This window comes from Streptomyces olivaceus, from assembly GCF_000721235.1.
Lineage (GTDB): Bacteria > Actinomycetota > Actinomycetes > Streptomycetales > Streptomycetaceae > Streptomyces > Streptomyces olivaceus.
Window position 1 is genome coordinate 15,264 of record NZ_JOFH01000007.1, and the last position, 25,891, is coordinate 41,154.

Annotated in this window: 22 protein-coding genes and 1 pseudogene; 15 read left to right on the forward strand and 8 right to left on the reverse strand. The window is 72.1% G+C overall.

What is annotated here, in order from left to right:
- Positions 1-216 precede the first annotated feature (216 nt).
- A complete protein-coding gene (locus IG94_RS0110265; protein ID WP_031033727.1) occupies positions 217-1,512 on the forward strand; it encodes a pyroglutamyl-peptidase I in 1,296 nt (431 codons plus the stop codon).
- On the opposite strand, the gene IG94_RS0110270 is transcribed toward IG94_RS0110265, so the two are convergent.
- The 3 genes and pseudogenes from IG94_RS0110270 to IG94_RS0110280 all read right to left on the reverse strand — a co-directional run bounded on the left by IG94_RS0110270 (position 1,484) and on the right by IG94_RS0110280 (position 3,910).
- Complete coding sequence (locus IG94_RS0110270; RefSeq protein WP_031033729.1) at positions 1,484-2,320, reverse strand: EI24 domain-containing protein; 837 nt, start codon at positions 2,318-2,320, stop codon at positions 1,484-1,486. The genes IG94_RS0110265 and IG94_RS0110270 overlap by 29 nt on opposite strands.
- Positions 2,321-2,354: 34 nt before the next feature.
- Positions 2,355-2,774 (reverse strand): annotated as a pseudogene (locus IG94_RS38500) (organic hydroperoxide resistance protein).
- 113 nt (positions 2,775-2,887) lie between these two features.
- A complete protein-coding gene (locus IG94_RS0110280; RefSeq protein ID WP_031033732.1) occupies positions 2,888-3,910 on the reverse strand; it encodes an NADP-dependent oxidoreductase in 1,023 nt (340 codons plus the stop codon).
- Between the two features lie 174 nt (positions 3,911-4,084).
- On the opposite strand from IG94_RS0110280, the gene IG94_RS0110285 reads away from it, so the two are divergent.
- Positions 4,085-4,540, forward strand: coding sequence for a MarR family winged helix-turn-helix transcriptional regulator (locus tag IG94_RS0110285; protein WP_031033734.1), 456 nt, complete (start codon positions 4,085-4,087; stop codon positions 4,538-4,540).
- Positions 4,541-4,602: 62 nt separating this feature from the next.
- Here the strand turns inward: IG94_RS0110285 and IG94_RS0110290 are convergent, their stop codons facing one another.
- The 3 genes from IG94_RS0110290 to IG94_RS0110300 all read right to left on the reverse strand — a co-directional run bounded on the left by IG94_RS0110290 (position 4,603) and on the right by IG94_RS0110300 (position 6,678).
- The gene (locus IG94_RS0110290; protein ID WP_031033737.1) at positions 4,603-5,166 is read right to left on the reverse strand and encodes a Uma2 family endonuclease; all 564 of its coding nucleotides are present in this window, start codon (positions 5,164-5,166) and stop codon (positions 4,603-4,605) included.
- Between the two features lie 220 nt (positions 5,167-5,386).
- Positions 5,387-6,139 carry a GntR family transcriptional regulator gene (locus IG94_RS0110295; RefSeq protein ID WP_031033739.1) on the reverse strand — a complete coding sequence of 251 codons (753 nt, stop codon included), beginning with the start codon at positions 6,137-6,139 and terminating at the stop codon, positions 5,387-5,389.
- Positions 6,136-6,678 (reverse strand): GntR family transcriptional regulator, encoded by a 543-nt coding sequence (locus IG94_RS0110300; protein ID WP_031033741.1) that lies wholly within the window; start codon positions 6,676-6,678, stop codon positions 6,136-6,138. The genes IG94_RS0110295 and IG94_RS0110300 overlap by 4 nt, the downstream gene beginning before the upstream one ends.
- 158 nt (positions 6,679-6,836) lie before the next feature.
- Between IG94_RS0110300 and IG94_RS0110305 the strand changes: the two genes are divergently transcribed.
- Both IG94_RS0110305 and IG94_RS0110310 read left to right on the forward strand, forming a co-directional pair.
- The gene (locus IG94_RS0110305; RefSeq protein ID WP_031033742.1) at positions 6,837-7,259 is read left to right on the forward strand and encodes an ATP-binding protein; all 423 of its coding nucleotides are present in this window, start codon (positions 6,837-6,839) and stop codon (positions 7,257-7,259) included.
- Positions 7,260-7,332: 73 nt separating this feature from the next.
- A complete protein-coding gene (locus IG94_RS0110310) occupies positions 7,333-8,157 on the forward strand; it encodes an alpha/beta fold hydrolase (RefSeq protein WP_052410616.1) in 825 nt (274 codons plus the stop codon).
- A gap of 33 nt (positions 8,158-8,190) precedes the next feature.
- Here IG94_RS0110310 and IG94_RS43100 read toward each other — a convergent pair whose 3' ends face one another.
- Positions 8,191-8,895, reverse strand: coding sequence for an SCO2400 family protein (locus tag IG94_RS43100; protein ID WP_031033744.1), 705 nt, complete (start codon positions 8,893-8,895; stop codon positions 8,191-8,193).
- A gap of 214 nt (positions 8,896-9,109) precedes the next feature.
- Between IG94_RS43100 and IG94_RS0110320 the strand changes: the two genes are divergently transcribed.
- The 10 genes from IG94_RS0110320 (at position 9,110) to IG94_RS0110370 (ending at position 22,395) form a co-directional block, all read left to right on the forward strand.
- Positions 9,110-10,276, forward strand: a complete 1,167-nt coding sequence (locus IG94_RS0110320) for a mandelate racemase/muconate lactonizing enzyme family protein (protein ID WP_031033745.1) — start codon at positions 9,110-9,112, stop codon at positions 10,274-10,276.
- Complete coding sequence (locus tag IG94_RS0110325; RefSeq protein WP_031033746.1) at positions 10,273-11,289, forward strand: zinc-dependent alcohol dehydrogenase; 1,017 nt, start codon at positions 10,273-10,275, stop codon at positions 11,287-11,289. Before IG94_RS0110320 ends, IG94_RS0110325 begins: the two co-directional genes overlap by 4 nt.
- Positions 11,290-11,496: 207 nt before the next feature.
- Positions 11,497-12,468: a hypothetical protein gene (locus IG94_RS0110330; RefSeq protein ID WP_031033747.1), complete on the forward strand. Its 972-nt coding sequence runs from the start codon at positions 11,497-11,499 to the stop codon at positions 12,466-12,468.
- A 175-nt stretch (positions 12,469-12,643) separates the two neighbouring features.
- On the forward strand, positions 12,644-13,750 hold the full coding sequence (gene chvE / locus IG94_RS0110335; protein ID WP_031033748.1) for a multiple monosaccharide ABC transporter substrate-binding protein: 1,107 nt from the start codon (positions 12,644-12,646) through the stop codon (positions 13,748-13,750).
- Between the two features lie 32 nt (positions 13,751-13,782).
- Positions 13,783-15,339 (forward strand): multiple monosaccharide ABC transporter ATP-binding protein, encoded by a 1,557-nt coding sequence (gene mmsA, locus IG94_RS0110340; protein ID WP_031033750.1) that lies wholly within the window; start codon positions 13,783-13,785, stop codon positions 15,337-15,339.
- Positions 15,336-16,580, forward strand: coding sequence for a multiple monosaccharide ABC transporter permease (gene mmsB, locus IG94_RS0110345; protein WP_031033752.1), 1,245 nt, complete (start codon positions 15,336-15,338; stop codon positions 16,578-16,580). Before mmsA ends, mmsB begins: the two co-directional genes overlap by 4 nt.
- A 68-nt stretch (positions 16,581-16,648) precedes the next feature.
- Entirely contained in the window at positions 16,649-17,797 is a 1,149-nt protein-coding gene (locus IG94_RS0110350; RefSeq protein WP_031033755.1) for an aldose epimerase family protein, read from the forward strand.
- A gap of 142 nt (positions 17,798-17,939) precedes the next feature.
- Positions 17,940-19,766: a pyridoxal phosphate-dependent aminotransferase gene (locus tag IG94_RS0110355; protein ID WP_031033757.1), complete on the forward strand. Its 1,827-nt coding sequence runs from the start codon at positions 17,940-17,942 to the stop codon at positions 19,764-19,766.
- Positions 19,767-19,927: 161 nt separating this feature from the next.
- Positions 19,928-21,481 carry a substrate-binding domain-containing protein gene (locus IG94_RS0110360; RefSeq protein WP_031033759.1) on the forward strand — a complete coding sequence of 518 codons (1,554 nt, stop codon included), beginning with the start codon at positions 19,928-19,930 and terminating at the stop codon, positions 21,479-21,481.
- A gap of 221 nt (positions 21,482-21,702) precedes the next feature.
- A complete protein-coding gene (locus IG94_RS0110370; protein ID WP_031033762.1) occupies positions 21,703-22,395 on the forward strand; it encodes a hypothetical protein in 693 nt (230 codons plus the stop codon).
- A gap of 146 nt (positions 22,396-22,541) precedes the next feature.
- Here the strand turns inward: IG94_RS0110370 and IG94_RS0110375 are convergent, their stop codons facing one another.
- On the reverse strand, positions 22,542-23,000 hold the full coding sequence (locus tag IG94_RS0110375) for an RrF2 family transcriptional regulator (RefSeq protein WP_031033764.1): 459 nt from the start codon (positions 22,998-23,000) through the stop codon (positions 22,542-22,544).
- A 96-nt stretch (positions 23,001-23,096) separates the two neighbouring features.
- Between IG94_RS0110375 and IG94_RS0110380 the strand changes: the two genes are divergently transcribed.
- A complete protein-coding gene (locus IG94_RS0110380; protein ID WP_031033766.1) occupies positions 23,097-25,880 on the forward strand; it encodes a beta-galactosidase in 2,784 nt (927 codons plus the stop codon).
- Positions 25,881-25,891 lie beyond the last annotated feature (11 nt).

Below are 25,891 nucleotides of genomic sequence, written 5' to 3' on the forward strand. Positions count from 1 at the left end.
CGGGCCCGGTGGCTCGCGGGTCGGTGTCCCGCCTCAGACGTTAATCGCCGCGCTGATCCGGCGGTCCGTGATCGAGGGTCCGGTCCCGAGTTCGTACGAACCCTTCACAAACACCCGCGCGCAGGTCGCCGGGCCGTAGCGCGGGCTTCGCCTGTCGGGCGATACTGCCGCCGTCCGGCAGCGCGACCCCACGGCGACGGAAGGACCTGAACTCCCTTGACACCCATACGCGCCCGCATCGGCGTACTCGGACTGGCCCTGGTGGCGGGGCTCGCCACCCCCGCATCCGCCACCGCGGCCCCCGTCACGGCCGCCGCCGCTCCCGCACCGACTCTCGAGGAACGGCGGCTGGACGGCGACGCGCCCCGGGAGATCCTGCGCCGCTCCGGATTCGCCTCCGCGGCACCGGCGTTCGCGCGCGGGCTCGGCCGGGCGGACTCCTACCGCGAGGCCCGGCGGCTCGTCGCCCGCGAGGGTTCCGCCCTGTGGCGGCGGGCGGTGGACCGGGTGCAGGGGCGCGGCCCCGCCCGTGGGGACCTCAGCCGGGACGACGACCGGCCGCTGTACTGGGCACGGCTCGGGATGACGCGGGAACTGCGGACGTGGGAGCCGGGGTTCGGTCTGAGCGAACGGCAACGAGCCGGGCTGCTGGACGAGTTGGAGCGCACCTCGCGGGGGCAGCGCGACATCCGCCTGCCGCAGCACAGGACCGGGAGCGGTGGCGGCGGCAAGGGTGTGAAGCGGGTCCTGCTGACCGGCTTCGACCCGTTCACGCTGGACCGCGACATCCGCATCTCCAACCCCTCCGGGGCGGTGGCGCTGGCCCTGGACGGCACGGTGATCGACACGCCGGACGGGCCGGCGCGCGTGGAGACGGCCGTGTTCCCGGTGCGCTGGCAGGACTTCGCCGAGGGGGCCGTGGAGCGGGCGCTGCGGCCGTACCTCCCGAAGGTGGACCTGTTCACCACCGTGAGCCAGGGCCGGGTCGGGAAGTTCGACGTGGAGCGGACCAACGGGGCCTGGCGGGGCGGCTTCCCGGACAACGACAACGTGTCCCGCACCGAGACGGTCCCGGTCGCGGACCCGGCCTCGCAGCCGCAGTGGACGACGACCACGCTGCCGTACGCGGCGATCGCGGCCGCGGACACCGGGCGCTTCCCCGTTCTCGACAACACGGCCGTGACGGAGATCCCGGCGGGCGGCACCGAACCCGTCGTACGGCCGGACGGACCGACGCCCGGTTCGACGGCCCGGGAAGGGGGCGGCGGCAACTACCTCTCCAACGAGATCGCCTACCGGGCGACGCTGCTGCGGGACCGGCTCGGGCTGCACGGCACGCTGCCGGGCGGGCACGTGCACACGCCGGTGCTGCAGTTCGGTCCCGACAACGCCGATCCGGCGACGGGGGCGGTCACCGACCCGGCGTTCGTGCGCAACCGGCTGGACATCGTGGCGCAGACGCGGGCGATCCTGGCGGTGGCGGTCAGTGCGTCGGGGCGGGACCGGAGCTGACCGCGGAGTCGCCGGGGCCGCCGTCGTCCGGGGCGCCGTCGGCCGGGTGGTCGCCGTCGCGGGTCTCCTCGCCCAGCAGTTCGCGGGCGAGGAGGGTGGCACCGGCGACCGCGCCCGGCATCAGGAACACGGCGACAAGCGGCACCAGGAAGGCCAGGCCGAGCGGGGTGCCGAAGCCCCAGACCAGCATCCGGCGCGAGCGCAGCAGGGCGAGGCGCTCGCGCAGTTCGACGCCGCGGCGCTGGAGGGCGACGGCGGCCAGTTCCTCGGTGAGGAAGAAGCCGGTGACGAAGAAGCCGATCACCGGGATCGCGGTCTGCCCGACGACCGGGATGAAGCCGAGCGCGAAGAGCAGTACGCCCCAGACGGCGGCGCGGACGAGGATCCGCAGGCTGTCGCGCCCGGAGATCCACAGGTCCCGCCAGAGCGGCAGGTCGGACTCGGGCGCGGTGCCGTCCGGGGAGACGTCGCGGTCGACCCGTTCGGACAGTTCGTCGTAGAACGGCTGGCCGACCAGCAGCGTGACGGCGGTGAACGTCAGGACGGCGAGGAGCAGCGCGAGCGCGAAGAGCACGGCGGTGAGGAAGCCGCGGAAGAGCCCGAGCCAGGGGCTGGACCAGCCGTCCGCGAAGGGGGTCGCCCAGGCGACGAAGTCGTCGCCCCACAGCGCGAGCGCGATCAGCACGCCCACGTACAGGACGAAGGTGATCAGGCCCGGAACGAGCCCGAAGCCGTAGCTCCGGCCGTGCCGGGCCACCCACCGCTGGCCCTTCAGGAGATGACCGAACCCCGCCCCAAGATCACGCATGCGCGCACTCTACCGTCGCCGGGGCGGGGCCGTCTCAGGCGAGCGTCACGGTGACGTCGCCCCGGGTCGCCTTCGAGTACGGGCAGACCTGGTGGGCCTTCTCCACCAGGGACCGGGCGGTGGCGGCGTCGACCGCCGGGATCTGCGCGGAGATCTCCACGATGACGCCGAACCCGTCGTCGTTCTTGCCGATGCCGACCTTCGCGGTGACGGTCGAACCGGTGACGTCGGCGCCCTCCTGGCGGGCCACGACGCCGAGCGCGCCCTGGAAGCAGGCGCTGTACCCGGCGGCGAAGAGCTGCTCCGGGTTGGTGCCGGCGCCGTTGCCGCCCATCTCCCTGGGCGGGTTCACGACCACGTCGAGCTTGCCGTCATCGGTGGCCACCCGTCCGTCGCGGCCGTTCTCGGCGGTGGCGACGGCGGTCTAGAGGACCTCGGACTGCTGGAGGGGCATGCGGGTGTCTTCCTGCTCGGTCCGCCGTGACTCGCGCCCACGATCACGACGAATTTCGGAAAGACGTTACCGCATGCCGGAAGCGACGGGAAGATCCGCCCGGTGGCGGAAGCTCAGATCTTGACGATCATCTTCCCGGTGTTGTCGCCGCGCAGGACGCCGAGGAACGCCTCCAGGTTGTTCTCGATGCCCTCGACGACCGTCTCGCGGTACTTCAGCGCGCCCGAGGCGACCCACGGGCCGACCTCCTCGACGAACTGCGGCTGGAGGTCGTAGTGGTCGCCGACCAGGAAGCCCTCGATGCGGCCGCGGGTCTGGATGAGGCGGGCGAGGTTCTTCGGGCCGGGGGCTGGCTCGGTGTTGTTGTACACGGAGATCGCGCCGCAGATGGCGATGCGGCCGTTCAGGTTGAGGGAGCCGATGGCGGCCTCCAGGTGCTCGCCGCCCACGTTGTCGAAGTAGACGTCGATGCCGTCCGGGGCGGCGGCGCGCAGCTGCTTGCTCACCGGGCCGTCCTTGTAGTTGAAGGCGGCGTCGAAGCCGTACTCGTCGACGAGCAGCCCGACCTTCTCGTCCGACCCGGCCGAGCCGATGACCCGGGAGGCGCCCTTCAGCTTCGCGATCTGCCCCACCTGGCTGCCGACGGCCCCGGCCGCGCCGGAGACGAAGACCGTGTCGCCCTCCTGGAAGGAGGCGGTGCGCAGCAGCCCGACGTAGGCGGTGAGCCCGGTCATGCCGAGCACGCCGAGGTACGTCGACAGCGGCGCGGCGTCCGGGTCGACCTTGACGGCGTTCTTGGCGTCCAGGGCGGCGTACTCGCGCCAGCCGAAGGAGTGCAGGACGTGGTCGCCGACCGCGAAGCCCTCGGCGCGGGAGGCGACGACCTCACCGACGGCTCCGCCCAGCATGGGCTTGTTCAGCTCGTAGGGGTCGGCGTAGGACTTGGCGGCGCTCATGCGGCCGCGCATGTAGGGGTCGACGGAGACGTACAGGTTGCGGACCAGGACCTGGCCGTCGCGCGGGGTGGGGACCTCCGCCTCGACGAGCGCGAAGTCCTCGGGCTTGGGCCAGCCGACCGGGCGGGTGACCAGGTGCCATGCGCGGTTGACGGAGGGGAGTGCGGGGGAGTCGGTCATGAGGGTCGCCTTTGCGGGGATACGGGGGATGCGGGGACGTGGTGTGCCCTTCGGGCTCTCCGGCTTCTACAGGCTCCGGGGGACGCCCTGGGGACGCCGGAGGTGTTTCAGCCCATGAAACAACCATGCGGCTGAACATTTCAGCTTGTCAAACAAATGGGTACCCTGGATTCCATGGCCACACCACGCGACACCACGCGCCGACCCGACGCGCTCACCCTCGAAGTCGTCGAGCTGATCGGCGAGGTCGTGGCCCGCTTCCACGCCGACTACGAGGAGGCGGCGGCGGAGCGCGCCCTGACCGGCGCCCAGGCCAAGCTGCTCAGCCTGCTCTCACTGGAGCCGCTGCCGATGCGCAAGCTGGCCCACCGGCTGAAGTGCGAGCCGTCGAACGTCACGGGCATCGTCGACCGCCTGGAGGCGCGCGGCCTGGTGGAACGCCGGTCCGATCCCGGCGACCGGCGCGTCAAGGTCGCGGCGGCGACGGAGGAGGGGCGCCGGGTGGCCCGGGGCCTGCGGGAGTCGCTGTCCTTCGCCCGGGCGCCGCTGGCGGGCCTGTCGGAGCAGGAACGGGTGTCCCTGCGGGACGCGCTGCGGCTGATGGTCGGGGAGGGGGCGGCGGGGAGCTGACCTTCACCTCGCTCGGCCTGTCCCCGGGCCAGGTCGCCGTCCATGCTGCCGCAGGACGATGCCTAAGGCCGTGCGAGTCCAGTGGGGTCGATTGCGATGGGGAACGGGTCGTCCAGGTGCGTGGTCGTGCCGGAGAGCGCAGTCGTCCGCTCCACGTACCGGCCGCCCTGCAGTTCGTAGACGGCGAGCATGGGGGCGGGGTCGAACTCGAGTCGCCAGAAGTGCGGGATGGCCGCCTCGGCGTACAGCATGGGCTTGACCTTGCGGTCCATGGTGCTGTTGCCCGGGGAGACGAGTTCGACGACAAGCTGAACCGCGTCGACGTCGACGGTGACGGGATCGTCAGCGGTCGCGCCGGCGTCGACCACGACCAGGTCAGGAACGACCAGACCTGACGGCAGGACGACGTTGACGCCCTCCAGAATCTCCACCGGTGCGCCGACGGCCCGGGCGGCCGCGTCCAGGGCGACGTGGAGGCGGAACGAGGCCCGCTGATGGCGGACTCCGGGGGCGGGGGACATGACGAGGGACTCCCCCAGCAGCTCGTAGCGGGTGGCACGGTCTTCGGGCAGGGCGAGGACGTCGGCAACGGTCCAGGGCCCTGTGTGGTCGACGGCAACGCTCATTCGCTTTCACCTCCTCGTCCGCCCGGCAGCCGCAGCGTGACTCGACAGGCGGTACACGGCCAGCATACGGGCGCTCTCACCTGCCGACACCCGTTCCTACGGGCGCGTGCGAGGGCTCGAACGCGGGTGCCACAAGGTCGTCCGCCGAAACGGCACCGACACGGCTGCCCACAGCTGATCTGCCCGGACTCCCCGGTAACCGATGACCAGGGAGGTCGGCTCAGAACTCGTACCGCAACTCGTAGAGGTGTCCGGCCTTCACCATGACCGTCACCTCGACCGGGCTGTCCCCGGCGCCGTGGACGACCCGGAGGGTGCGCAGGACGGGCGTGCTGCTGGTCAGGCGGAGAGACCGGTACTGCTCCTGGGTCGGGATTTCGGCGGAGATCCGGTCCACGCTTCGGCGCGCGGAGTGGCCCAGTTCCGCCAGAAGCGCGGGCGTACCGCCTTTGATCCGACGGCGCTCCATGAGAGCCGTGCCCTCGGCGATGGCCAACGGGTAATAGCAATCAACGAGTTCTGCCGGCTCGTCGTCGATGAGGAGGATCTGGCTGCGCAGCAGCGCCGTGCCGTCCACGGGGAGGTTCAAGGCGGAACGGACGTCGGCGGGTGGGCGGACCTCTGCGACATCACGGAGGACGCTGCGGGCGTGAGTGCCGTGCTTGGCGGCTTCCGTGAGCCAGCGGTCGGCGGTGGAGAGCGCGGCCGGTGCGACCGTACGCCGGCGGTGCTCGCGGACGGTGACGGAGGCTCCCGCTCTGCCGACCACGAGATCCTCCTCTTTGAGGAGTTGCAACGCCTTCTGCACGGTGGCGTTCGACGCGTCGAAGCGCTCCTTGAGCCGCGCCGTCGAGGGAAGGCTCGCGCCCGGCGCCAGTTCGCCACTCATGATGTCGTCGCGCAGATCGGCGGCGATGCGCTCGTGGAGGGAACGACGGTCGACGTATTCCGTCTCTGCCCGGGGCACGGTCATCCGATCTCGATCGTGTAGCGCAGCCTCTGCCGCAGCGCAGGCATCACCATACGGTCCACCTGGATCGGGCGGTCGTCGCGGTCGAGCGTCAGGCGGGTGAGCCGCAGGACCGGATCGCCGGGGGCGGTCTCCAAGGTCCGCCTCTCCTCCTCGTCCGGCATCGCGGCCGTCACGTCCTCGCTCACCCGGACGCCGACGTGACCGAGTTCGGCGAGCAAGGTGACGGCGCCGCCCCGGATCTTGGCGGTGCGCGCCAGGTCGGTGCCCTGGGCAATGGCCGACGGGTAGTAGGTATCGGTCAGTTCGTTCGGACGCTCGTCGAGAAGGATCAGGCGCCGGCGCACGACGACCGGATCTCCTTCGGGGATGCGGAGCAGTCCCGCGACCTCGGCGGGTGCGGGCGCCTCGCCCGCGTACAGGATGCGCTGGGTTCCCCGGCGCCCCTGCGCCTCGGCCTCGGCGGCCCAGGCGTCACCGCGCCCCGTCGCCTGCGGCGTGAGATACGGCAAAGACGTGCTGACCCAGCTGTTCACACTCATCAGGCCCTCCTCGCAGCCGACGCTTGCGCCCGTCGGCGCCCAACGTCAGGCGACTTCATCCATGTGTTCCCCACCATCCTGCCACCTGGCTACCTTTCACAAAAACCAGTAAGGTCGCCTCGTCGTTTGGACGCCCCAAGCTTCCGGAGGTGGCCCCCGTGCCCGTGTCACAACACCGGCGCTTCCCACGCTCGCGCGCCTCGGTGCGCGACGCCCGCGTTTTCGTTCGTCAGGTCCTGGCGGACTGGGGTCACACCGATCGACTGGACGACATAACGCTCTGCGTCTCGGAGTTGGCCACCAACGCCCTGCTCCACGGAGCACCGCCCGGCAGGGAGTACTGCGTGAGCCTCACGCTCGACGGCTCGGCGATCCGCCTGGCGGTGCGGGACAGCGGTGATCGACAGGTCAGTATCGACGCCCCGGAAGCCGACTTGGAGGCGTGTTCGGGACGCGGCCTGCACCTGGTCCGGGAGGTCGCCGACGACACGGGAATCACACAGGACGTCGTCGGGAAGAGTGTGTGGGCGGTCTTCAAGACCGCGCCGTCGAGCGCGTGCACCGGAGAGGCCGCTCACTGACGCGCGGACGGGCCGGAGCTTCCGCGGCGGTATTCGGTGGACCCGCCCGGACGGGACGTGCGACCGTCCGGGCATGCCAAGTGAGAGCGAGTCGTCACAGTCCCGCGCAGCCGTCGCGTCGTTCGAGTCCTTCGACGCCACCGCCATCAGCTACGCACGGCTCGGCTCGGGCCCGCCGGTCGTCATGGTCCACGGCTCCGGCGGCGGGCTGCACTCCTGGCAGCCGGTGGCCCAACACCTCGCCGGCCGGTTCGAGTTGTGGACGCCCGCGCGCCGCGGGTACGCCCCGAGCGGGCCGGGCCGGTCGCCGAAGCGCTTCGCCGACGAGGTGCGGGACGTGGGGGCACTGATCGACGCCGTCGGCCGCCCCGTCCACCTGGTCGGCATGTCCTACGGCGCCACCGTCGCCCTGCACGCCGCCGCGGCGGGGCTGCCGGTGCGCTCGCTCGTGCTGTGGGAACCGCCGCTGTACGCGGCCGGCGGCGAACTGGGGCCCGTGCTGGACGAGTTCGAGGAACTGGTCGCGAGCGGTGACCGGCGAGGCACCGACCGGCTGCTCGCGGAGAAGGTGGCCCGCGTCCCGGCCGCGCTGCTGGACCTCATGGACGCGGGCGCGCCCGCCGGCGACGAACCCGACGACACGGCCGGCTGGCACCGCGACCTCGAATCCATGGCCGCCGACTCGGCGGACGTGGAGCGCTGGTCCGGCGTCACCGTCCCGACGCTGCTGATGGGCGGCGCCGACACCTGGCAGCCCATGCCGGCCGTTCTCGACCGGCTCGCCGAAGCGCTGCCCGACGTCACCCGCGCGACGTTCCCCGGCCAGACGCACTTCGCGCCGTCGGTCGTCCCCGAGGCCGTGGCGGCCGAGATCGCCCGTTTCATCGCACGGCGCTGAGGCCGTCCCGCCCGCACCGGGCGCGCGCCGCTCCTACGTGCACCACCACAGGAACTGGTCGCACGTCTCCGTGGGTGCCGGGTCCGGGGACTCCGGCGAAGTCGGGCTGGTGGACGGGGGCGGGTCGTCGTCGGACTCGGGGGAGGAAGGGGCCGGGTCCGAGGTGTCGGGGGTGTCGTCCGACGGCCCGGGGCGGGACGCCTCCGGGGAGTCCGAGTCCCGCGCCTCGTCGGACTTCTCCGCGTCCGGCGACTCCGCACCCGACTCGGACGCCGAACCGGAGGGCGAGGACGAGGCGCCAGGGGACGCCGACAGCGAGGGCGTGGGGCCTTTCGAGGTCTCGCCGGCCGGGAGCGCCGACGCCTCCCCCACCTCGCGCGTCGCGTCGCCGTCCGCCGTCTCGTCCCCGGCGCTCGCGGGCTTCGCCGGGGAGCCGGGGGCGTCCATGCCGAGTTCCGCCAGGCTCAGCCCGCCGGCCGCCAGGACGAAGCCCGCGGTGATGAGCAGGGTCCGGCGGCGGCGCCGGCGGTGTGCGGCGGCCTTGCGGTCGCGGCGGCTCGCCCGGGCGCCGGGCGAGGTGTCGTCCTCGGGGGATTCGTCGTCGGACGGCCCTCGGGCCGCATCGTCACCTGCCGCCAAGGGGGCTTGCGACGACGGGGGTTCGGCGGCGGGGGTGCCGCAGCCCGGGCAGGCGAGGGCGCCGTTGAGGTGCCGTCGGCACGGGTGGCAGTAGTCCATGACGCGGGCAGGTTAAGTTCTGGGGCCGCCGGGTTCCTAGAGGTGGCTGTGAAAGTTGTGTAGGGAAGCGGGCGGGATCGTTCCGCCCGTGCCGGTGAAACTGCCGAAACCGTTACCTGTCCGACCCATTGACACTCCGACCGCACCGTCCTTACTGTCACGCCAGCATTTCGAACGCGTGACGAAATATCGAACAAGCCGAGGGGCAGCCGCCGTGCGCATCACCGGAATCAGCACACACGTGGTCGGGACGCCGTGGCGCAACCTGACCTACGTCCAGGTGCACACCGACGAGGGCATCACCGGTGTCGGCGAGACCCGGATGCTGGGCCACACCGACGCCCTCCTCGGATACCTGAAGGAGGCCGAGGCCAACCACATTCTCGGTTCGGACCCGTTCGCTGTCGAGGACCTGGTCCGGCGCATGAAGTACGGCGACTACGGCCGCGCGGGCGAGATCGTGATGTCCGGGATCGCCGTCGTCGAGATGGCGTGCTGGGACATCAAGGGCAAGGCCCTCGGTGTCCCGGTGTGGCAGCTGCTGGGCGGCAGGGTCACCGACAAGGTCAAGGCGTACGCCAACGGGTGGTACACGACCGAGCGGACCCCGGAGGCGTACCACAAGGCCGCGCAGGGGGTCGTGGAGCGCGGGTACCGGGCGTTGAAGATCGATCCGTTCGGCACCGGGCACTTCGAGCTGGACCACGAGCAGACCCTGTACGCCGTGTCGCTGATCGAGGCCGTGCGGGACGCCATCGGCCCCGAGGCCGAGCTGATGCTGGAGATGCACGGGCGCTTCTCCCCCGCCACCGCCGTCCGCCTCGCCCGCGAGCTGGCGCCGTTCAAGCCCGCCTGGCTGGAGGAGCCGGTGCCGCCGGAGAACCTCAAGGCCCTGAAGAAGGTGGCCGAGAAGGTGGAGATGCCGGTCGCCACGGGTGAGCGCATCCACGACCGGATCGAGTTCCGCGAGTTGTTCGAGGACCAGTCCGTGGACATCATCCAGCCCGACGTCGGCCACATCGGCGGCATCTGGGAGACCCGGAAGCTGGCCGCCACCGCCGAGACCCACTACACGCTGATCGCCCCGCACAACGTGGGCGGGCCCGTGCTGACCGCCGCCTCGCTGCAAGTCGGCTTCACCTCGCCGAACTTCAAGATCCTGGAGCACTTCAACGACTTCGCGGACGCGGAGATCAAGAAGGTGGTCAAGGGCGCGCCGGTGGTGGACCCCGAGGACGGGTGCTTCCACCTCTCCGACGCGCCCGGTCTCGGCGTCGAGCTGGACACCGACGCGGCGGCCGAGTTCCCGCAGCAGCAGGCCCGGTTCGACCTGTGGGCCGAGGGCTGGGAGCAGCGCAAGCCGGAGGGGAGTCAGGGATGAGCAGTGCCGTCGTCGTCGAGGCGCCCGGGGTGCACCGGCTCGTGGCGCACGAGGTGCGCGAACCCGGGCCCGGCGAGGCGCTGGTGCGGGTGCACGCGGCCGGGATCTGCGGCAGCGACCGCGAGGTCTGGCAGGGCAACCGGCCCGAGGGGTACGTGCGTTACCCGCTGACGCCCGGCCACGAGTGGTCGGGGACCGTGGAGCGGGCCGGTGCCGGGGTGCCCGACTCCCTCGTCGGCCGGAAGGTCGTCGGTGAGGGGTTCCGCAACTGCCAGGTCTGCGACCGCTGCCACGCGGGCGAGACGACGCTGTGCACGGCGGGGTACGAGGAGACCGGCTTCACCCGGCCGGGTGCCATGGCCCCGACGCTGACGCTGCCCGCCCGGCTGCTGCACGTCCTGCCCGACGACGCCGACCTCACCGCGGCCGCCCTGCTGGAGCCCGCGGCGTGCATCGCCGCCGCCGCGCTGAAGGCGAACGCCCGGCCCGGCGAGCGGGTCGCCGTCGTCGGCACCGGCACGCTCGGCATGTTCGCGGTGCAGTTCCTGCGCGCCGCCTCCCCGGCCGAGTTGCTGGTCGTCGGCACGCGCGGGGACCGCGAGGCGCTGTCCCGGCGGTACGGGGCGAGCGACTTCCGGACCAAGGACCAGCCCCTCCCGGACGACGTCGACGTCGTGATCGAGACCGCCGGCTCCGCGGACGCCGCCCGCACGGCGGCCTCGCTGCTGCGCAGGGGCGGGCGGCTGGTGCTGACCGGGATCCCGGCCGCGGGCGCCGACGGGCTCGACCCGACCGACCTGGTCGTACGGCAACTGGAGGTGCACACCGTCTTCGGGGCGCCGCCGGACGCCTGGGCGCACACGGTGCGGGTCTTCGCGGCCGGTCTGCTCGACCCGCGGCCGCTGGTGACACACGAACTTCCGCTGGGCGGCTTCGAGGAGGCCATCGAGCTGGTGGGCTCCGGCGACCCGAAGGTGGGCAAGGTGCTGCTGCGCCCCGACCCCGCACCCTGAGCCGTACGCCGGTGCGGGGGCGACCTGACGGCCTCCGTGCCGGCGTACCCCCCTGGGCGGGCCGGGCATCCGGCCGCGGACGGACCGCGCCTCCGCGGCGCGTACCCCCGACGCCGCGCACCTCCGACGCCGTACCTCCGACGCCACGTACCTCCGACGCCGCGAACCTCGTCCGGCACATCGCACACTGAACACTAAGGACAGCTTGTGACCGACGCTTCCGCCACCGCCGCCGCACGCAGGCCCGGTGAGCAGGCGCTCACCGACCTCGGCCTGCCCGCGCCCGCCCTCGATCCCGCCGACGCCTCGCCGCACTCCTTCCCGGGCGGCGGACGCTGGCGCACCGAGATCCCCTCCTGCGAGGGTCCCGAGGCGCTGGCGGTGGTGCTGAAGGAGTCCTCGCGCCTCGACGTGCCGATCCACCGGATCAGCCAGGGCAGCGGCGTGTGGATGCTGACCGACGCCGAGATCACCGAGATGGTCGAGGCCACCGCCGAACGCGGCATCGAGCTCTGCCTGTTCACCGGACCGCGCGGCACCTGGGACATCGGCGGCTCCACCCGGACCGACTCGGGCGGCGGGGGCCTGCGCGCCCGTGGCCACGACGCCGTCGCCGGATGCGTCGAAGACGCCGTACGCGCCGCCGAGTTGGGCGTCAAGTGCCTGCTCGTCGCCGACGAGGGCGTGCTGTGGACGCTGCACCGGGCGCGGGCGGCGGGCATCCTGCCGGCCGACACCACGCTCAAGCTCTCGGCGCTCGTCGGACCGGTCAACCCGGCGTCGTACGCGGTCTACGAGCAGCTGGGCGCGGACTCCATCAACGTGCCCAGCGACCTGACGCTCGCCCACCTGACCGAAATACGTCGGGTTTCGGCCGCGCCGATGGACATGTACATCGAGGCCCCGGACGACCTCGGCGGCTACGTGCGGATGTACGAGGTCGCCGAACTGGTGCGGCGCGGCGCTCCGTTGTATCTGAAGTTCGGCCTCTCCAAGACGCCCGGGATCTATCCGTACGGCCACCACCTGCGCGAACTCACCCTCGCCACCGCCAAGGAACGGGTGCGGCGCGGCCGGCTCGCGCTGGACCTGCTCGCCCGGCACGGCGCGGACGGGGAGATGGCCCCGCTCGGCACCCGCCTTCCCGGTCCGCTCAACCGGTTCGAGATCTCGTCATAACGTTCCGGAAACTCCCTTCTCAAAAGACGACACGACCGCGCACAATCCCACACACCTGCCTCTCGGTCGACCCGCCCCCAGCGTTCCGGCACCACGGCACCACCCGGCACCACCGCACCACCCGGCGCCACTTGGCACCACGGACCGAACCCTGCCCACATCAAGGATGATGACCATGCGCAACCGCAGAGCCGCACTCGCCGCCATAGCCTCCGCCGCCTCGCTCGCCCTCACGCTGACCGCCTGCGGCCAGAGCAGCGAGGGCGGCAGCGAGGACGACAAGAAGGGCGGCGAGGGCGCCACCATCGGCGTCGCGATGCCGACCAAGTCCTCCGAGCGCTGGATCTCCGACGGCGCCAACGTCGTCAAGGAGCTGAAGGGCAAGGGCTACAAGACCAAGCTCGTCTACGGCGAGGACGACCCGGACCAGCAGGTCTCGCAGATCGAGAACATGATCACGCAGGGCGTGGACGCGCTGATCGTGGCCGCGATCGACAACAAGTCGCTCAACAACGTCATGCAGCAGGCCAAGGACGCCGACATCCCGGTCATCTCCTACGACCGGCTGATCCTCGGCACCGAGAACGTCGACTACTACGCCTCGTTCGACAACGAGAAGGTCGGCGAACTGCAGGGCGGCTACATCGCGGAGAAGCTCGGTCTGAAGGAGGGCAAGAAGGGCCCCTTCAACATCGAGCTGTTCGCCGGGTCCAACGACGACAACAACACCCGGTACTTCTTCCAGGGCGCGATGAACGTCCTCAAGCCCTACCTCGACAAGGGCCAGCTCGTCGTCCGCTCCAAGCAGACCGACCTGAACCAGGTCACCACCCTGCGCTGGGACGGCGGCACCGCCCAGAAGCGCATGGACGACCTGCTCACCTCCAGCTACCGCAGCGCCAAGGTGGACGCGGTGCTCTCGCCGTACGACGGCATCTCCATCGGCATCCTGTCGTCCCTGAAGTCGGACGGCTACGGCAGCGCCAGCAAGCCCATGCCGATCGTCACGGGCCAGGACGCGGAGCTCGCCTCCGTGAAGTCGATCATCGCGGGTGAGCAGACCCAGACCGTCTACAAGGACCTGCGCAAGCTCGCCAAGGTCGCCTCGAACATGGTCGAGGCCACCCTGAACGACAAGAAGCCCGAGACCAACGACACCAAGTCGTACGACAACGGCACCAAGGTCGTCCCCGCCTACCTGCTGCAGCCGGTCAGTGTCGACAAGTCCAACTACACCACGCTCGTCGAAGACGGCACCTACAGCGAGAGCGACCTCAAGTAACCGGGCTCCCTCAAGGATTGGAAGGCACGACCATGGCGGGACCCGTCCTGGAAATGCGCTCGATCGTCAAGACCTTTCCCGGTGTCAAAGCGCTGTCGGACGTCACGCTGACCGTCCGCCAGGGCGAGGTCCACGCCATCTGCGGGGAGAACGGCGCCGGCAAGTCGACCCTGATGAAGGTGCTCTCCGGAGTCCACCCGCACGGCAGCTACGAGGGGGACATCCTCTTCGAGGGCGACACCTGCCGGTTCAAGGACATCCGGGCCAGCGAGCAGCACGGCATCGTGATCATCCACCAGGAGCTGGCGCTGGTGCCGTATCTGTCCATCGCGGAGAACATCTTCCTCGGCAACGAGCACGCCAAGCGCGGACTGATCAACTGGAACGACACCCTCAGGCACGCCGCCGAACTGCTGCGGCGGGTCGGTCTCGACGAGCACCCCGAGACCCGCGTCGCCGACATCGGTGTGGGCAAGCAGCAGCTGGTGGAGATCGCCAAGGCGCTCTCCAAGAAGGTGAAGCTGCTCATCCTCGATGAGCCGACGGCGGCGCTCAACGACGAGGACAGCGGCAAACTCCTCGACCTGATCCTTCAGTTGAAGGAACAGGGCATGACCTCGATCATCATCTCGCACAAGCTGAACGAGATCCGCGCGGTGGCCGACTCGGTCACGATCCTGCGCGACGGGCGCTCCATCGAGACGCTCGACGTGAAGGCGGCGGAGACGACCGAGGACCGGATCATCTCCGGGATGGTCGGCCGCGACCTGGAGAACCGGTTCCCGGACCGGACACCGCACCACCCCGAGGAGGGGGCCTCGCCCGCTCTGGAGATCCGCAACTGGACCGTGCACCACCCCATCGACCAGCAGCGCAAGGTCGTCGACGACGTCTCCATCGAGGTGCGGCGCGGCGAGATCGTCGGGATCGCCGGGCTGATGGGCGCCGGCCGCACCGAGCTGGCGATGAGCGTCTTCGGCCGCACCTACGGCCGGCACGCGGGCGGCACGGTCCTCAGGGACGGCACCGAGATCCGTACGAAGACCGTCCCCGAGGCGGTCGGGCACGGCATCGCGTACGTCACCGAGGACCGCAAGCACTACGGCCTCAACCTCATCGACACCATCAACCGGAACATCTCCCTGACCGCGCTGGGCAAGGTGTCCAAACGGGGTGTCGTCGACGAGCACGGCGAGCAGCAGGTCGCCGAGGACTACCGCAAGTCCATGAACATCAAGGCGCCGACCGTCTTCGAGCCGGTGGGCAAGCTGTCCGGCGGCAACCAGCAGAAGGTCGTCCTCAGCAAGTGGATCTTCGCGGGTCCCGAGGTGCTGATCCTGGACGAGCCCACGCGCGGCATCGACGTGGGCGCCAAGTACGAGATCTACACGGTCATCGACCGGCTGGCGGCCGAGGGCAAGGCGGTCGTCTTCATCTCCTCCGAGCTGCCGGAGCTGCTCGGCATGTGCGACCGCATCTACACGATGGCCGCGGGGCGGCTGACGGGTGAGTTCTCGCGGGCCGAGGCCTCGCAGGAAGCGCTGATGCGTCGGATGACGAAGGACAAGGACAAAGAGGTAACCCGATGAGCACGGACGTGACCGCCAAGACCCCGGCCCCGGCGCCGCCAGGCAAGGACGGAGCGGGTTCCGGCGGCGGCCTGCTGCAGCTGATGCTCGACGGCATGCGCCGCAACATGCGCCAGTACGGCATGCTGATGGCCCTCGGCCTGATCGTTGTGCTGTTCGCGGTCTGGTCCGACGGCGACCTGCTGCTGCCGCGCAACGTCTCCAACCTGGTGCTGCAGAACAGCTACATCCTGATCCTCGCGATCGGCATGATGCTCGTCATCATCGCGGGCCACATCGACCTGTCGGTGGGCTCACTGACCGCGTTCATCGGCGCGACGGCCGCCGTCCTGATGGTCAACAACGACCTGCCGTGGCCGGTGGCGGTGATCCTGTGCCTGGCCATCGGCGCCGTCGCGGGCTCCGTACAGGGCTTCTTCATCGCCTATCTGGGCATACCCTCCTTCATCGTGACCCTCGCGGGCATGCTGCTCTTCCGCGGTCTCACCGAGATCTTCCTGAAGGGCCAGACCCTCGGCCCGTTCCCGAAGGACCTGCAGAAGATCGCCAACGGCTTCCTGCCCGAGGTCGGCCCGAACACCAACTACCACAACCTCACCCTGCTGCTGGGCTTCGCCCTGATCGCCTTCGTGGTGTACCAGGAGGTGCGCGACCGCAAGCGGCAGCAGGAGTTCTCGCTCGACGTGCCGCCCCTCAAGCTGTTCCTGCTCAAGCTGGTCGCACTGGTCGCCGCCGTCCTCGTCGTCACACTGCTGCTGGCCAGCTACAAGGGCGCCCCGGTCGTGCTGCTCATCCTGGGCGTGCTGGTCGTCGGCTTCGGCTACCTGATGCGCAACGCGATCATCGGCCGCCACATCTACGCGATCGGCGGCAACCTGCCGGCGGCCAAGCTGTCGGGCGTGAAGGACAAGAAGGTCACCTTCCTGGTCTTCCTGAACATGGGCATGCTCGCGGCGCTGGCGGGTCTGGTCTTCGCCGCCCGCTTCAACGCGGCCTCCCCGAAGGCGGGCCTCAACTTCGAACTGGAGGCCATCGCGGCCTCGTTCATCGGCGGCGCGTCGATGAGCGGCGGCGTCGGCACGGTGCTCGGCGCGATCATCGGCGGCCTGGTGCTCGGTGTGCTCAACAACGGCATGAACCTGGTCGGCATCGGCACCGACTGGCAGCAGGTCATCAAGGGAGCGGTGCTGCTGGCGGCGGTCGGGTTCGACGTCTGGAACAAGCGCAGGGTCGGTTCGTAACGGATCTCGGGCCCCGCCGCCGGGTGCGGCGGGGCCCGCTTCTTCTCACGGAAGTACAGGAGCCGCACATGGAACTGAGCAGACGAGCGGTCATCGCGTCGGCGGCCGCGGCCGGCCTCACCGCCGCCGCGGCCGGCGGCACGGCGTACGCCTCGGGAGGCGGGAAACCGGTGAAGGAACTCTTCGGCAGGCTGGCCGACGGGACGAAGGTGTACCGCTGGTCGCTGGAGAACGGCGGCACGCGCATGAAGGTGCTGTCGTACGGCGGGGTCGTGCAGTCCCTGGAGATCCCGGACCGGCGGGGCCGCCACGCGAACGTCTCGCTCGGCTTCGGCAACCTCGACGACTACGTCGCCCGCAGTCCCCACTTCGGCGCCCTGATCGGCCGGTACGGCAACCGCATCGCCAAGGGCCGCTTCACCCTGGACGGCGAGGAGTACCAGCTCTCCGTCAACGACGGCGAGAACTCCCTGCACGGCGGTGCCCTCGGCTTCGACTACCGGGTGTGGGACGTCGAGCCGTTCACCGACGGCCCGGACACCGGCCTGGTGCTGCACTACACCAGCGTCGACGGCGAGATGGGCTACCCGGGCACGCTGCGGGCGAAGGTGACGTACACCCTCACCCGGCGCGGCGACTGGCGCGTCGACTACGAGGCGACGACCGACCGGGCCACCGTCGTCAACCTCACCAGCCACGTCTACTGGAACCTGGCCGGCGAGGGCAGCGGCACGGTCGAGGACCACGAGCTGTCGATCGCCGCCTCCCGCTACACGCCCACCGACGCGGGCCTGATCCCCACGGGGGAGCTGGCGCGGGTCTCCGGCACGCCCTTCGACTTCCGCCGGGCCAAACCGGTCGGCCGGGACCTCCGCGACGCCCACCCGCAACTGGTCGCCGCCCAGGGCTTCGACCACAACTGGGTCCTGGACAAGGGCGTCACCGACCGCCCCGAGCACGTCGCCACCCTGCGCGAGCACACCTCGGGCCGCACCCTGCGCATCGCCACCGACCAGCCCGGACTGCAGTTCTACTCGGGCAACTTCCTCGACTCCACCCTGACCGGCACCGGCGGCTCCCTCTACCGCCAGGGCGACGCCCTGTGCCTGGAGACGCAGCACTTCCCGGACTCGCCGAACCAGCCGTCGTTCCCGTCGACGGTGCTGCGGCCCGGCGAGACGTACCGGACGTCGACGGTGCACTCGTTCGGGGCGTGAGCGTGCGGGGAGCGCGCCTGTGAGGCGCTGAAACCTCTCAGCGCACAATTTCTTCACAGGCGTTGAACGGCACCCCAGCCATCCCCGTATACATCGGCGGCTCGTGTCCCTACGCGCGGGCCGCCCACCTACGGAGGTCCATTTGTCCGGGAACGTCACCTCGCTGTTCCGCAGCACCACGGCGCACAGCCCCTCGATGGCGGCGCTGGCGCGGGAGAGCGGCGAGACGGCGGGCGCCGGTCCGGTGGACTTCTGCATCCCCTGCAACCCGTACTTCCCCACCCCGGCGATGTTCGACGAGATGGCCGGCCGGCTGCGCGACATCATCACGTACTACCCGAGCAGCGCCGACACGATCACCGCCGAGCTGTGCGGGCTGCTCCAACTGCCGCCGCAGTGCGTCGCGATGGGCAACGGCTCCACGGAGCTGATCACCTGGATCGACCACCTGCTCGTCCGGGAGTCCCTCGCCGTCCCCGTCCCCACCTTCGGCCGCTGGACCGACCAGCCCATGGAGACCGGCAAGCGGGTCGACATGTTCCCGCTCCAGGAGTCCAGCGGCTTCACCCTCGACCTCGCGCGGTACGCCGAGTTCATCCGGGCCAGAGGCACCCGGGCCGTGGTCGTCTGCAACCCCAACAATCCCGACGGCGGCTACCAGAACAAGCAGGCGCTGGTGCAGTTCATGGACGCGATGACCGACCGGGACCTGGTGGTGATCGACGAGTCGTTCCTGGAGTTCGCCGACGCGGAGGCGGAGCCCAGCGTGGTCCAGGAGGCGATGCTGCGGCCCAACGTCGTCGTCCTGCGCAGCCTCGGCAAGAACTTCGGGCTGCACGGCATCCGCTTCGGGTACCTGGTCGCCAACCCGGCGCTGGCCGGGCGGGTGCGCTCGATGCTGCCCAAGTGGAACCTCAACTCCTTCGCCGAGCACGTGGTGTTCATGCTGCGCGACCACGGCGCCGAGTACGCGCAGAGCCTGCACCAGGTCCGCCGCGACCGCCTGGAGATGTCCGGGCAGCTGGCCGCGCTGCCCGGCCTGACCGTCTACCCCTCGCAGGGCAACTTCCTCTTCGTACGCCTGCCCGTGGGCGCCGAGGGCACCGTCGTCCGGGACCGGATGCTCACCGAGCACCGGGTCCTGGTCCGCGAGTGCGGCAACAAGATCGGCTCGTCCAGCCGCTTCCTGCGTCTCGTGGTGCGCCCCCAGCCCGACGTTCGCCGTCTGGTGTCCGGCATGGAGCAGGTGCTCTACGGGGCCGGGAGGGGAGCCGCCGTGCCCGAGCCCGCCGCCGGGAACGGCTACAGCTCGGGCACGGCGGCGGTGGACCGCCTGATGAGCGAGACCAACGGGAAGGGCATGCGCGCGGTCACCGCGCAGAGCGCCCCTGCGGCCATCGGGTCCGGGAACGGTGCGGGGGTCGGCGCGGGCGCGGGCGCGGGTGCCGGTTTCCCCGGGATCGGCGCCGCTCCGGCCGCCGCCGCGGTCGCTTCTCCGATCGCCGCTCCCGCCGTCGGCACCGGTACGCCGCTCCCCGCCGCGGTGCCCGTCGCCGCGGCGGCGGCCACCGTCGGCCCGGTGCCGATGCCGATGGCGGCGGCCGCCCCGCCGGTCCCCCGGCCGACGCCCTACGAGAGCCCGGTGCCGGTCCCCCAGCCGGTGCCCTACCAGGGTCCGGTGCCGGTCCCCCAGCCGGCGCCGTACCCGCAGCCCGTGCCCGCCGCGGCGGCCGTCCCGGCGCCCGCCCCCGCGCCGGTGCCGGTCGCCGCGGCGCCGGTCGCCCCGATGGCCTCGCCCATGGCCGCGTACCCGCCGCCCACCGGCCCCACCCCGCCCGGCGTCCCGGCCCGCGGCGGTCTCACGGCCGCCCAGGTGCGGGGCACGAACGGGCTGGAGTCGGTGCAGGCGGCGGGCCGGCCGGGGCCGCAGAACTGGCCGAACGCGGCGGGCATGGGCCAGGTCGGCTGACCGGCCGGCGGGGCCGTCGCCGCTGAACAGCGGGTGGCGTACAGGAGCCGTACATGACCCGCGCGTGAATTCGAACGGGGGAGTCTCCGCTTCCGCGCCCGTTCCGGCCCCTCCCCCGCCACCATGGCCTCCCGTGTCACCGTCCTGAGGGGGAGCCGGACGTGAGTGTGTCCTGGGGGTCACTGGCCGCGATCCTGGGTCTGGCCGTGCCGGTCGCGGCGGCCCTGTGGGAGTTCGTCCTGGCGGGCCGCAAACGGCTCGGCTACCGCGTCCAGTTGGACACCACGATCCGGGACTCGGCCGCGTCGGGGCCCGACACCACGGTGCTGCAGCGCATGCAGTGGGACGGCACGAACCTGCGCGACCCCTCGGTCGTCCTGCTGCGCATCGAGAACGCCGGCTGGCGCCCCCTCGTGGCCGCCGACTACGTCGCTCCGGCCAACGACCCCGTGGGCATACGGATCGCCTTCCCGGGCCGCCGCGTGGTCGGCATGACCGTCACCGAGCGCAGCACCCAGGTGCCGCCCACCTTCTTCGTGCCGGGGGCGGAGGGCTTCGAGACCACGGGCAGGGTCATCAGCCTGCCGAAGGTGATCCTCAACCGCCGGGCGCACTACAAGGTCCTGGCGGTCCTGGACCGTGAGGAGGGCTTCAGCGACCCCGAGTTCCCCGAGCCGGAGGTCTCCGCGGGGGTCGTCGGCGGCGTGCGCGGCGGGAACATCAAGAAGACCGCGTACTACCCCTTCGCCTCCCGGCAGGTCCGCTGGCTGCTCGCCTCGCTCATCCTGGTGAGCGCCACCCAGTCCGCCTTCACCCTGGCCGGCGACGACGAGGCCGCCCCGCTGGACTGCACCACCGGAACCCTGCACCTGTCGGGCTCGACGGCCTTCGCGCCGGTCCTGCGGGAGGCGGCGAAGCGGTACGAGGAGACGTGCCCCGAGGCCCACATCCCGCTGACCGCCACCTCGTTCAAGGGCAGCGTCGACGGCCTCGGTGCCCTCGCCGCCGCCGGAGCGGACGCCCGGCTGCCGGACGGCCGGGGCCTCGGGAGCAGGCTGACGTTCAGCGACGGCCCGAAGTCCGACGGGCGCCCGCGCCTGCTGCCCCGACCGGTCGCGCTGTCCCTGTTCACGCTGGTGGTCCACCCGGACGCGGGCGTCGAGGACCTCTCCCTGAAGCAGGTGCGGGACATCTACGCCGGGACCGTCACCAACTGGAGCCAGGTCAGGGGCAACGACGTCCCCATCCACCTGGTCAGCCGCAACCCGGGCTCGGGCACCCGGACCACGCTCGAACAGCAGGTCCTCGACGGCGGTGGCCCGCCCCGGGTCACCACGGCCGACTGCGCGGGCCTCGACCGGGACCGGCCGGGCCGCTGCGAGGTCGGCAGCACCGGAACGCTGCTCGACACGGTGGCCGCGACTCCGGGCGCCCTCGGGCACAGCGAGGTCGGCGCGGCCGCCGCCCACGACGACGTCCGGCAGATCCGCATCGACGGCTACCCGGCCACGCTGGAGGGCGCCGACCAGGGGGCGTACCCGTACTGGCAGACGGAGATCGCCTACACCTACGGCGAACCGCCGGCCGACTCGATCGCCGCGGGCTTCCTGCGCTACCTCGCCGACGAGGTCGGCAAGGACATCATCCGGGCCGAGGGCCACCGCCCCTGCTCGGAACTGGACAAACCCCTGCTGTGCCGCCCGAGCACGTCCTGACGGCGTACGCCGTCGTCAGTGCCTGCCGCCGGTTCGACCCGGCACGGGACCAACCGGTGATCTTGATCCGGCCGAAGTGGAACCCGCCCCGCGATGTGCCTGTCTAACCCGTCGGACGTCTGCGCGCGTCGACCTCGGCTCTCGCACTCCTTCGAGAGTGGTCGTATCAGCTTCTGCCGCGGAGGCGGAGACACGACCATCCGGAGGGAAGCACATTGGGCATGCGGACGACCTGGGCGGAACGCACCGCGAGCGGTCCCGTCGGCGCGGTCCTGGCGCTGGCGGGCATAGCCGCCGGTGTCCTGGTCGGCGACGGCGGCCTGGACACGGTGGTCGGCTGCGGATTCCCCGGCGACGACTACCCCTCGCAGACCGCCAAGGACTGGGTCGCCGGCGCCGACCACGTCGTCGTGGCCACGCCGACGGCCGAGAAGGACACCAACCGGCGCGACTTCGAAGAGGGCGCGATCCAGTACCAGACCGACCGCGCGGTGACCTTCCGCACGGACGACGTGCTGTGGTCCTCGCGACAGCCCCGGCACGCCCTGGGCCAGGACTTCGAGATGGTGGCCGCGGGCTGGCGGGTCTACCGCGAGAGCGGCGACCGCGCCAAGAGGACGACCGCCGCGGCTCCCCGGCTGGAGCCGGGCCACACCTACCTCCTCGCCCTCCGGTGGGCCACCGACGAGTGGGTGGTCCTCGGAGAGGGCGCCTCGGTCCCCTACGACCAGGGCACCGTCGGCCGAGGAGAGTGGTGCGGGCGCACCCTGAGCGAGGACGACGTCGCCCGCGGCGAGCGCTTCTCCCGGGTGGACGACCACAGTCTGGAGAAGACGGCGCACGGCAAGGACGAGCAAGCCGTCCGGCAGGAACTCGAACGGGCGGGCGCGCACCCGCGGACCGGGTCGCGCTGAGCACGCCGGGCACATGGACGGCTCGGGGACGGCTCGGGGACGGCTCAGGCAGGTGCGGGCGTGGTCGGGCAACGACGGTCCGGCCCGCGTGCGGTCGAGAATGACCGTCGGTGGACGCAGCCACCTCCCCAGCACCCGGCGGTGACCTACGGGTTCTCCCAGGCCGCCGGTTCCGCCGCCAGGTCGCGTACCGGGGGCGGCAGGGCGTCCGCCGCGAGGTCGGCGATGGTCACGCCCTCCAGGATCCGGCGCACGTTGGCGCGCAGGGCCACCCAGAGCGGCAGCAGGGGGCCCGCCGTGCCCGTGTAGACCAGGCCCGTGGGGCGCTCGCCGCGTACCGAGACGATCGGGCCGTCCACCGTCCGGATGACGTCGGCGACCGTGATGGACGAGGCGTCCCGCGCCAGCCGGTAGCCGCCGCCCCCGCCGCGCCGGCTCTCGACGACGCCGCCGCGCCTGAGGTCCCCGAGGATCCCCTCCAGGAACTTGTGCGGGATGTCCTGGGCCGCGGCCACGTCCTCCGCCTTGACCGGGCAGTCCTCCTGCCTGGCGGCCAGTTCCAGTACCGCCCGTACCGCGTAGTCCGCACGCGCCGAGATCCTCATGCGGACCATTGTGGCGTCCGCTGGAACAATGACCCGGCACAGGCGGTCCCGCGTACGCGGCAGGACCAGGAGTACAGGCAACCAGGAGAGGCTCCCTTGGAGCTCAACAGGCTCGGCAGACGAGCGTTCAGCGCCCTCGCGGGCACCACCGTCCTCGGTCTCGCGCTCGGCGGCAGCGTGAGCAGCGCGGCGCTGCCCGGCGCCGCCGGTCCCGTGCCCACCGGGCCGCCGCCGGGGCCGCCCGAGGCCGACGGCGCGCGGCACCGGGTCGCGCTGGACCGGTACTCGCTGCTGGTGGACGGCCGGCGGCTGGCGCTGTGGGCCGGCGAGCTGCACCCCTTCCGGCTGCCGAGCCCGTCCCTGTGGCGGGACGTGCTGCAGAAGCTGCGGGCCTACGGCCACAACGCGGTCAGCGTCCGCCTCGCCTGGAACGAGCACTCCCCGGCCCCCGGCGCGTACGACTTCACCGGCGTCCGCGACCTCGGCCTGTTCCTGCGCACGGCCGCCGAGTGCGGTCTGTACGTCGTGCTGCACCCCGGGCCTTACATCGGCGCCGACGTGGACGCCGGGGGCCTGCCCGGCTGGCTCACGGCGACCGGGGGGCGGGGCGGGGCCACCGACCGGGAGTATCTGCGCCACGCCGACGAGTGGCTGCGCCGGGTGGACGCGATCGTCGCCCGGCACCAGTTCACCCGCGGCACCGGCACGGTCCTGCTGTACCGGCTCGACCCCGCCGAGCGGGCCGGGCTGACCCGCCTGCACGAGCGGATCCGGGCCGACGGCATCGACGTACCGCTGCTGCACGCCGACACCCCGCTCGCCTGGGGCGAGGTGGCGGGGGCCCGGGACGCCGCCGAGGCGCGGCGGGAGCACTTCTCGCACCTGGCGCAGGGGATCACGCTGCACAACGTGCGCATGGCGTTCGGCGGCACCTCGTGGGGCTGGCTGCCCGCGCCCTCGGCGCCCGCCCCGGCGTACGACCCCACCGCGGCGATCGACGCGGCCCGCCGGCCCACCCCCGCGCTCGCCCCGCTCCACCAGCTGGGGCACCTGCTGCGCCACGTCCCGGACTTCGCCCGGCTGGAGGAGGCGGACGAGGTCCGGGCCGCGGACGCCCGCGTCGCGGTGCGGCATCTGGCCAACCCGGACACCGGCGCCCACGCCTACGTCCTGCGCAACGACTCCGCCGCCGACGTCACCTCGACGCTGCCGATGGGCGGCACCGACGTGGAGGTCACCGTCCCCGCCCGGGACGCCAAGCTGTTCGCCACCGGGCTGCACCTGGGCTCCGGCCGGAAGCTGGCGTACGCCAACGTGCAGCCCATGCTGTCGCTGAGCGTCGGCGGCCTCGACATCACCGCGTTCGTGGGGCGGGCCGGCGAGCAGGCTCGCCTCGTCCTGGACTGCCCGGACGATCCCTGGCCGACCCGGCTCGACGAGGAGGCGGCCTGGGTCTTCGAGGACCGCAGGCTGCACGTGACCGTGCCGCTCGCCGAGGACCGGCTGACCCGGGTGCGGGTGCGCAGCGCCGACACCGACCGCACCATGCTGCTGCTCTTCGCCGACGACGCCGCCTCCCTGCGGCTGTGGCCGTACGAGACCCCGTCGGGCCGGATCCTGGTACGGGGCCCGGAGCTGCTGCGCGGGGCCGTGCTGGACGGTGCCACGGTCCGGCTGACCGGCGACACGGTCGGCGAGCGGGAGCTGGAGGCGTGGGTGCCGCGCGGCATCACCGGCATCTCCTGGAACGGCGAGGCGGTGCAGTCGGGCTTCGGCCGCGCCCTGAGCCTGATGGCGGTGTGGCCGCTGCCGGGCGTGCCCGAGCTGGTGCTGCCCGCGCTGGACGGCTGGCGGCGGCGGTCGGAGAACCCCGAGTCCCGGCCGGGGTACGGCGACGAGGGGTGGACGGTCGCCGACCGGCGCACCTCGCGCAGCACGACGCCCGTGCCGAAGGGGCAGCCGGTGCTGTTCGCCGACGACTACGGCTTCCACTACGGCGACGTCTGGTACCGGGGCCGGCTCACCGGCGCCGCGGGTCTGGAGTCGGTCTCCCTGTCCTACCGCACGGGCGCCCACGGGCTGCTGATGGCCTGGCTGGACGGGGAGCCGCTCGGCACCCACCGGGTGAGCGGCGCGGCGGCCGAGGACGGGGGCGGCACCTGGACCGGGACCGCCCGCTTCCGGCTGCCCGGGGCCCTGCGGGCGGCACTGCGCGCGCGGCGCACGGGCGACGGTGACGCGCCCGCCGTCCTGTCCGTCCTGGTCCGGCGCACCCAGCACGCCCAGAACGCCCACCGGTCGGCCCGGGGGCTGGCGGCGGCGCGCTTCGAGGGGGCGGCACCCGACGTCACCTGGCGGATCATGGGCGCGGCCGCCCCCGACCCCGTGCGCGGGCCGCTGAACAACGGCGGTCTGTACGGCGAACGGTACGGCTGGCACCTGCCCGGCCACGACGACGCGGGCTGGGAGGCGGTGTCCCCGGCGGCCGCCGCGCGGGAGGAGCCGCGCCAGGGCGTGACCTGGTACCGGACCACGTTCCGGCTGGACGTCCCGCCGGAGGTGGACGCCCCGGTGGGGCTGGTGCTGGACGGTTCCCCGGACCGCGACCGCCGGGTCCAGGTCTTCCTGAACGGCTGGAACCTGGGCGAGTACACCGGCGGCGGCACCGGCGCCCCGCCCTCCTTCGTCCTGCCGAACGGCATCCTGCGCACCCGGGCCGCCGCCAACACCCTGGCCCTCGCGGTGCTGTCCGGCGGCGACACCCCGCCGGGGCCCGGCCCGGTCCGCCTGGAGCTGCTGGGCGGCGCGGCCGGAGGGGTGCCGGTCGAGCCCGTCCCCTCCCCCGGCTCCCCCGGCTCCCCCGGCACGCGCCGCGGCTGATCCGGGGCGGG

Excerpts from the sequence above, each read along its gene's own strand:
- IG94_RS0110270 (WP_031033729.1), bottom strand. The coding sequence starts at position 2,320 with ATGCGTGATCTTGGGGCGGGGTTCGGTCATCTCCTGAAGGGCCAGCGG.
- IG94_RS0110280 (WP_031033732.1), bottom strand. The coding sequence starts at position 3,910 with ATGACCGACTCCCCCGCACTCCCCTCCGTCAACCGCGCATGGCACCTG.
- IG94_RS0110285 (WP_031033734.1), top strand. The coding sequence starts at position 4,085 with ATGGCCACACCACGCGACACCACGCGCCGACCCGACGCGCTCACCCTC.
- IG94_RS0110290 (WP_031033737.1), bottom strand. The coding sequence starts at position 5,166 with ATGAGCGTTGCCGTCGACCACACAGGGCCCTGGACCGTTGCCGACGTC.
- IG94_RS0110295 (WP_031033739.1), bottom strand. The coding sequence starts at position 6,139 with ATGACCGTGCCCCGGGCAGAGACGGAATACGTCGACCGTCGTTCCCTC.
- IG94_RS0110300 (WP_031033741.1), bottom strand. The coding sequence starts at position 6,678 with ATGAGTGTGAACAGCTGGGTCAGCACGTCTTTGCCGTATCTCACGCCG.
- IG94_RS0110310 (WP_052410616.1), top strand. The coding sequence starts at position 7,333 with ATGCCAAGTGAGAGCGAGTCGTCACAGTCCCGCGCAGCCGTCGCGTCG.
- IG94_RS43100 (WP_031033744.1), bottom strand. The coding sequence starts at position 8,895 with ATGGACTACTGCCACCCGTGCCGACGGCACCTCAACGGCGCCCTCGCC.
- IG94_RS0110325 (WP_031033746.1), top strand. The coding sequence starts at position 10,273 with ATGAGCAGTGCCGTCGTCGTCGAGGCGCCCGGGGTGCACCGGCTCGTG.
- chvE (WP_031033748.1), top strand. The coding sequence starts at position 12,644 with ATGCGCAACCGCAGAGCCGCACTCGCCGCCATAGCCTCCGCCGCCTCG.
- mmsA (WP_031033750.1), top strand. The coding sequence starts at position 13,783 with ATGGCGGGACCCGTCCTGGAAATGCGCTCGATCGTCAAGACCTTTCCC.
- mmsB (WP_031033752.1), top strand. The coding sequence starts at position 15,336 with ATGAGCACGGACGTGACCGCCAAGACCCCGGCCCCGGCGCCGCCAGGC.
- IG94_RS0110350 (WP_031033755.1), top strand. The coding sequence starts at position 16,649 with ATGGAACTGAGCAGACGAGCGGTCATCGCGTCGGCGGCCGCGGCCGGC.
- IG94_RS0110370 (WP_031033762.1), top strand. The coding sequence starts at position 21,703 with ATGCGGACGACCTGGGCGGAACGCACCGCGAGCGGTCCCGTCGGCGCG.
- IG94_RS0110375 (WP_031033764.1), bottom strand. The coding sequence starts at position 23,000 with ATGAGGATCTCGGCGCGTGCGGACTACGCGGTACGGGCGGTACTGGAA.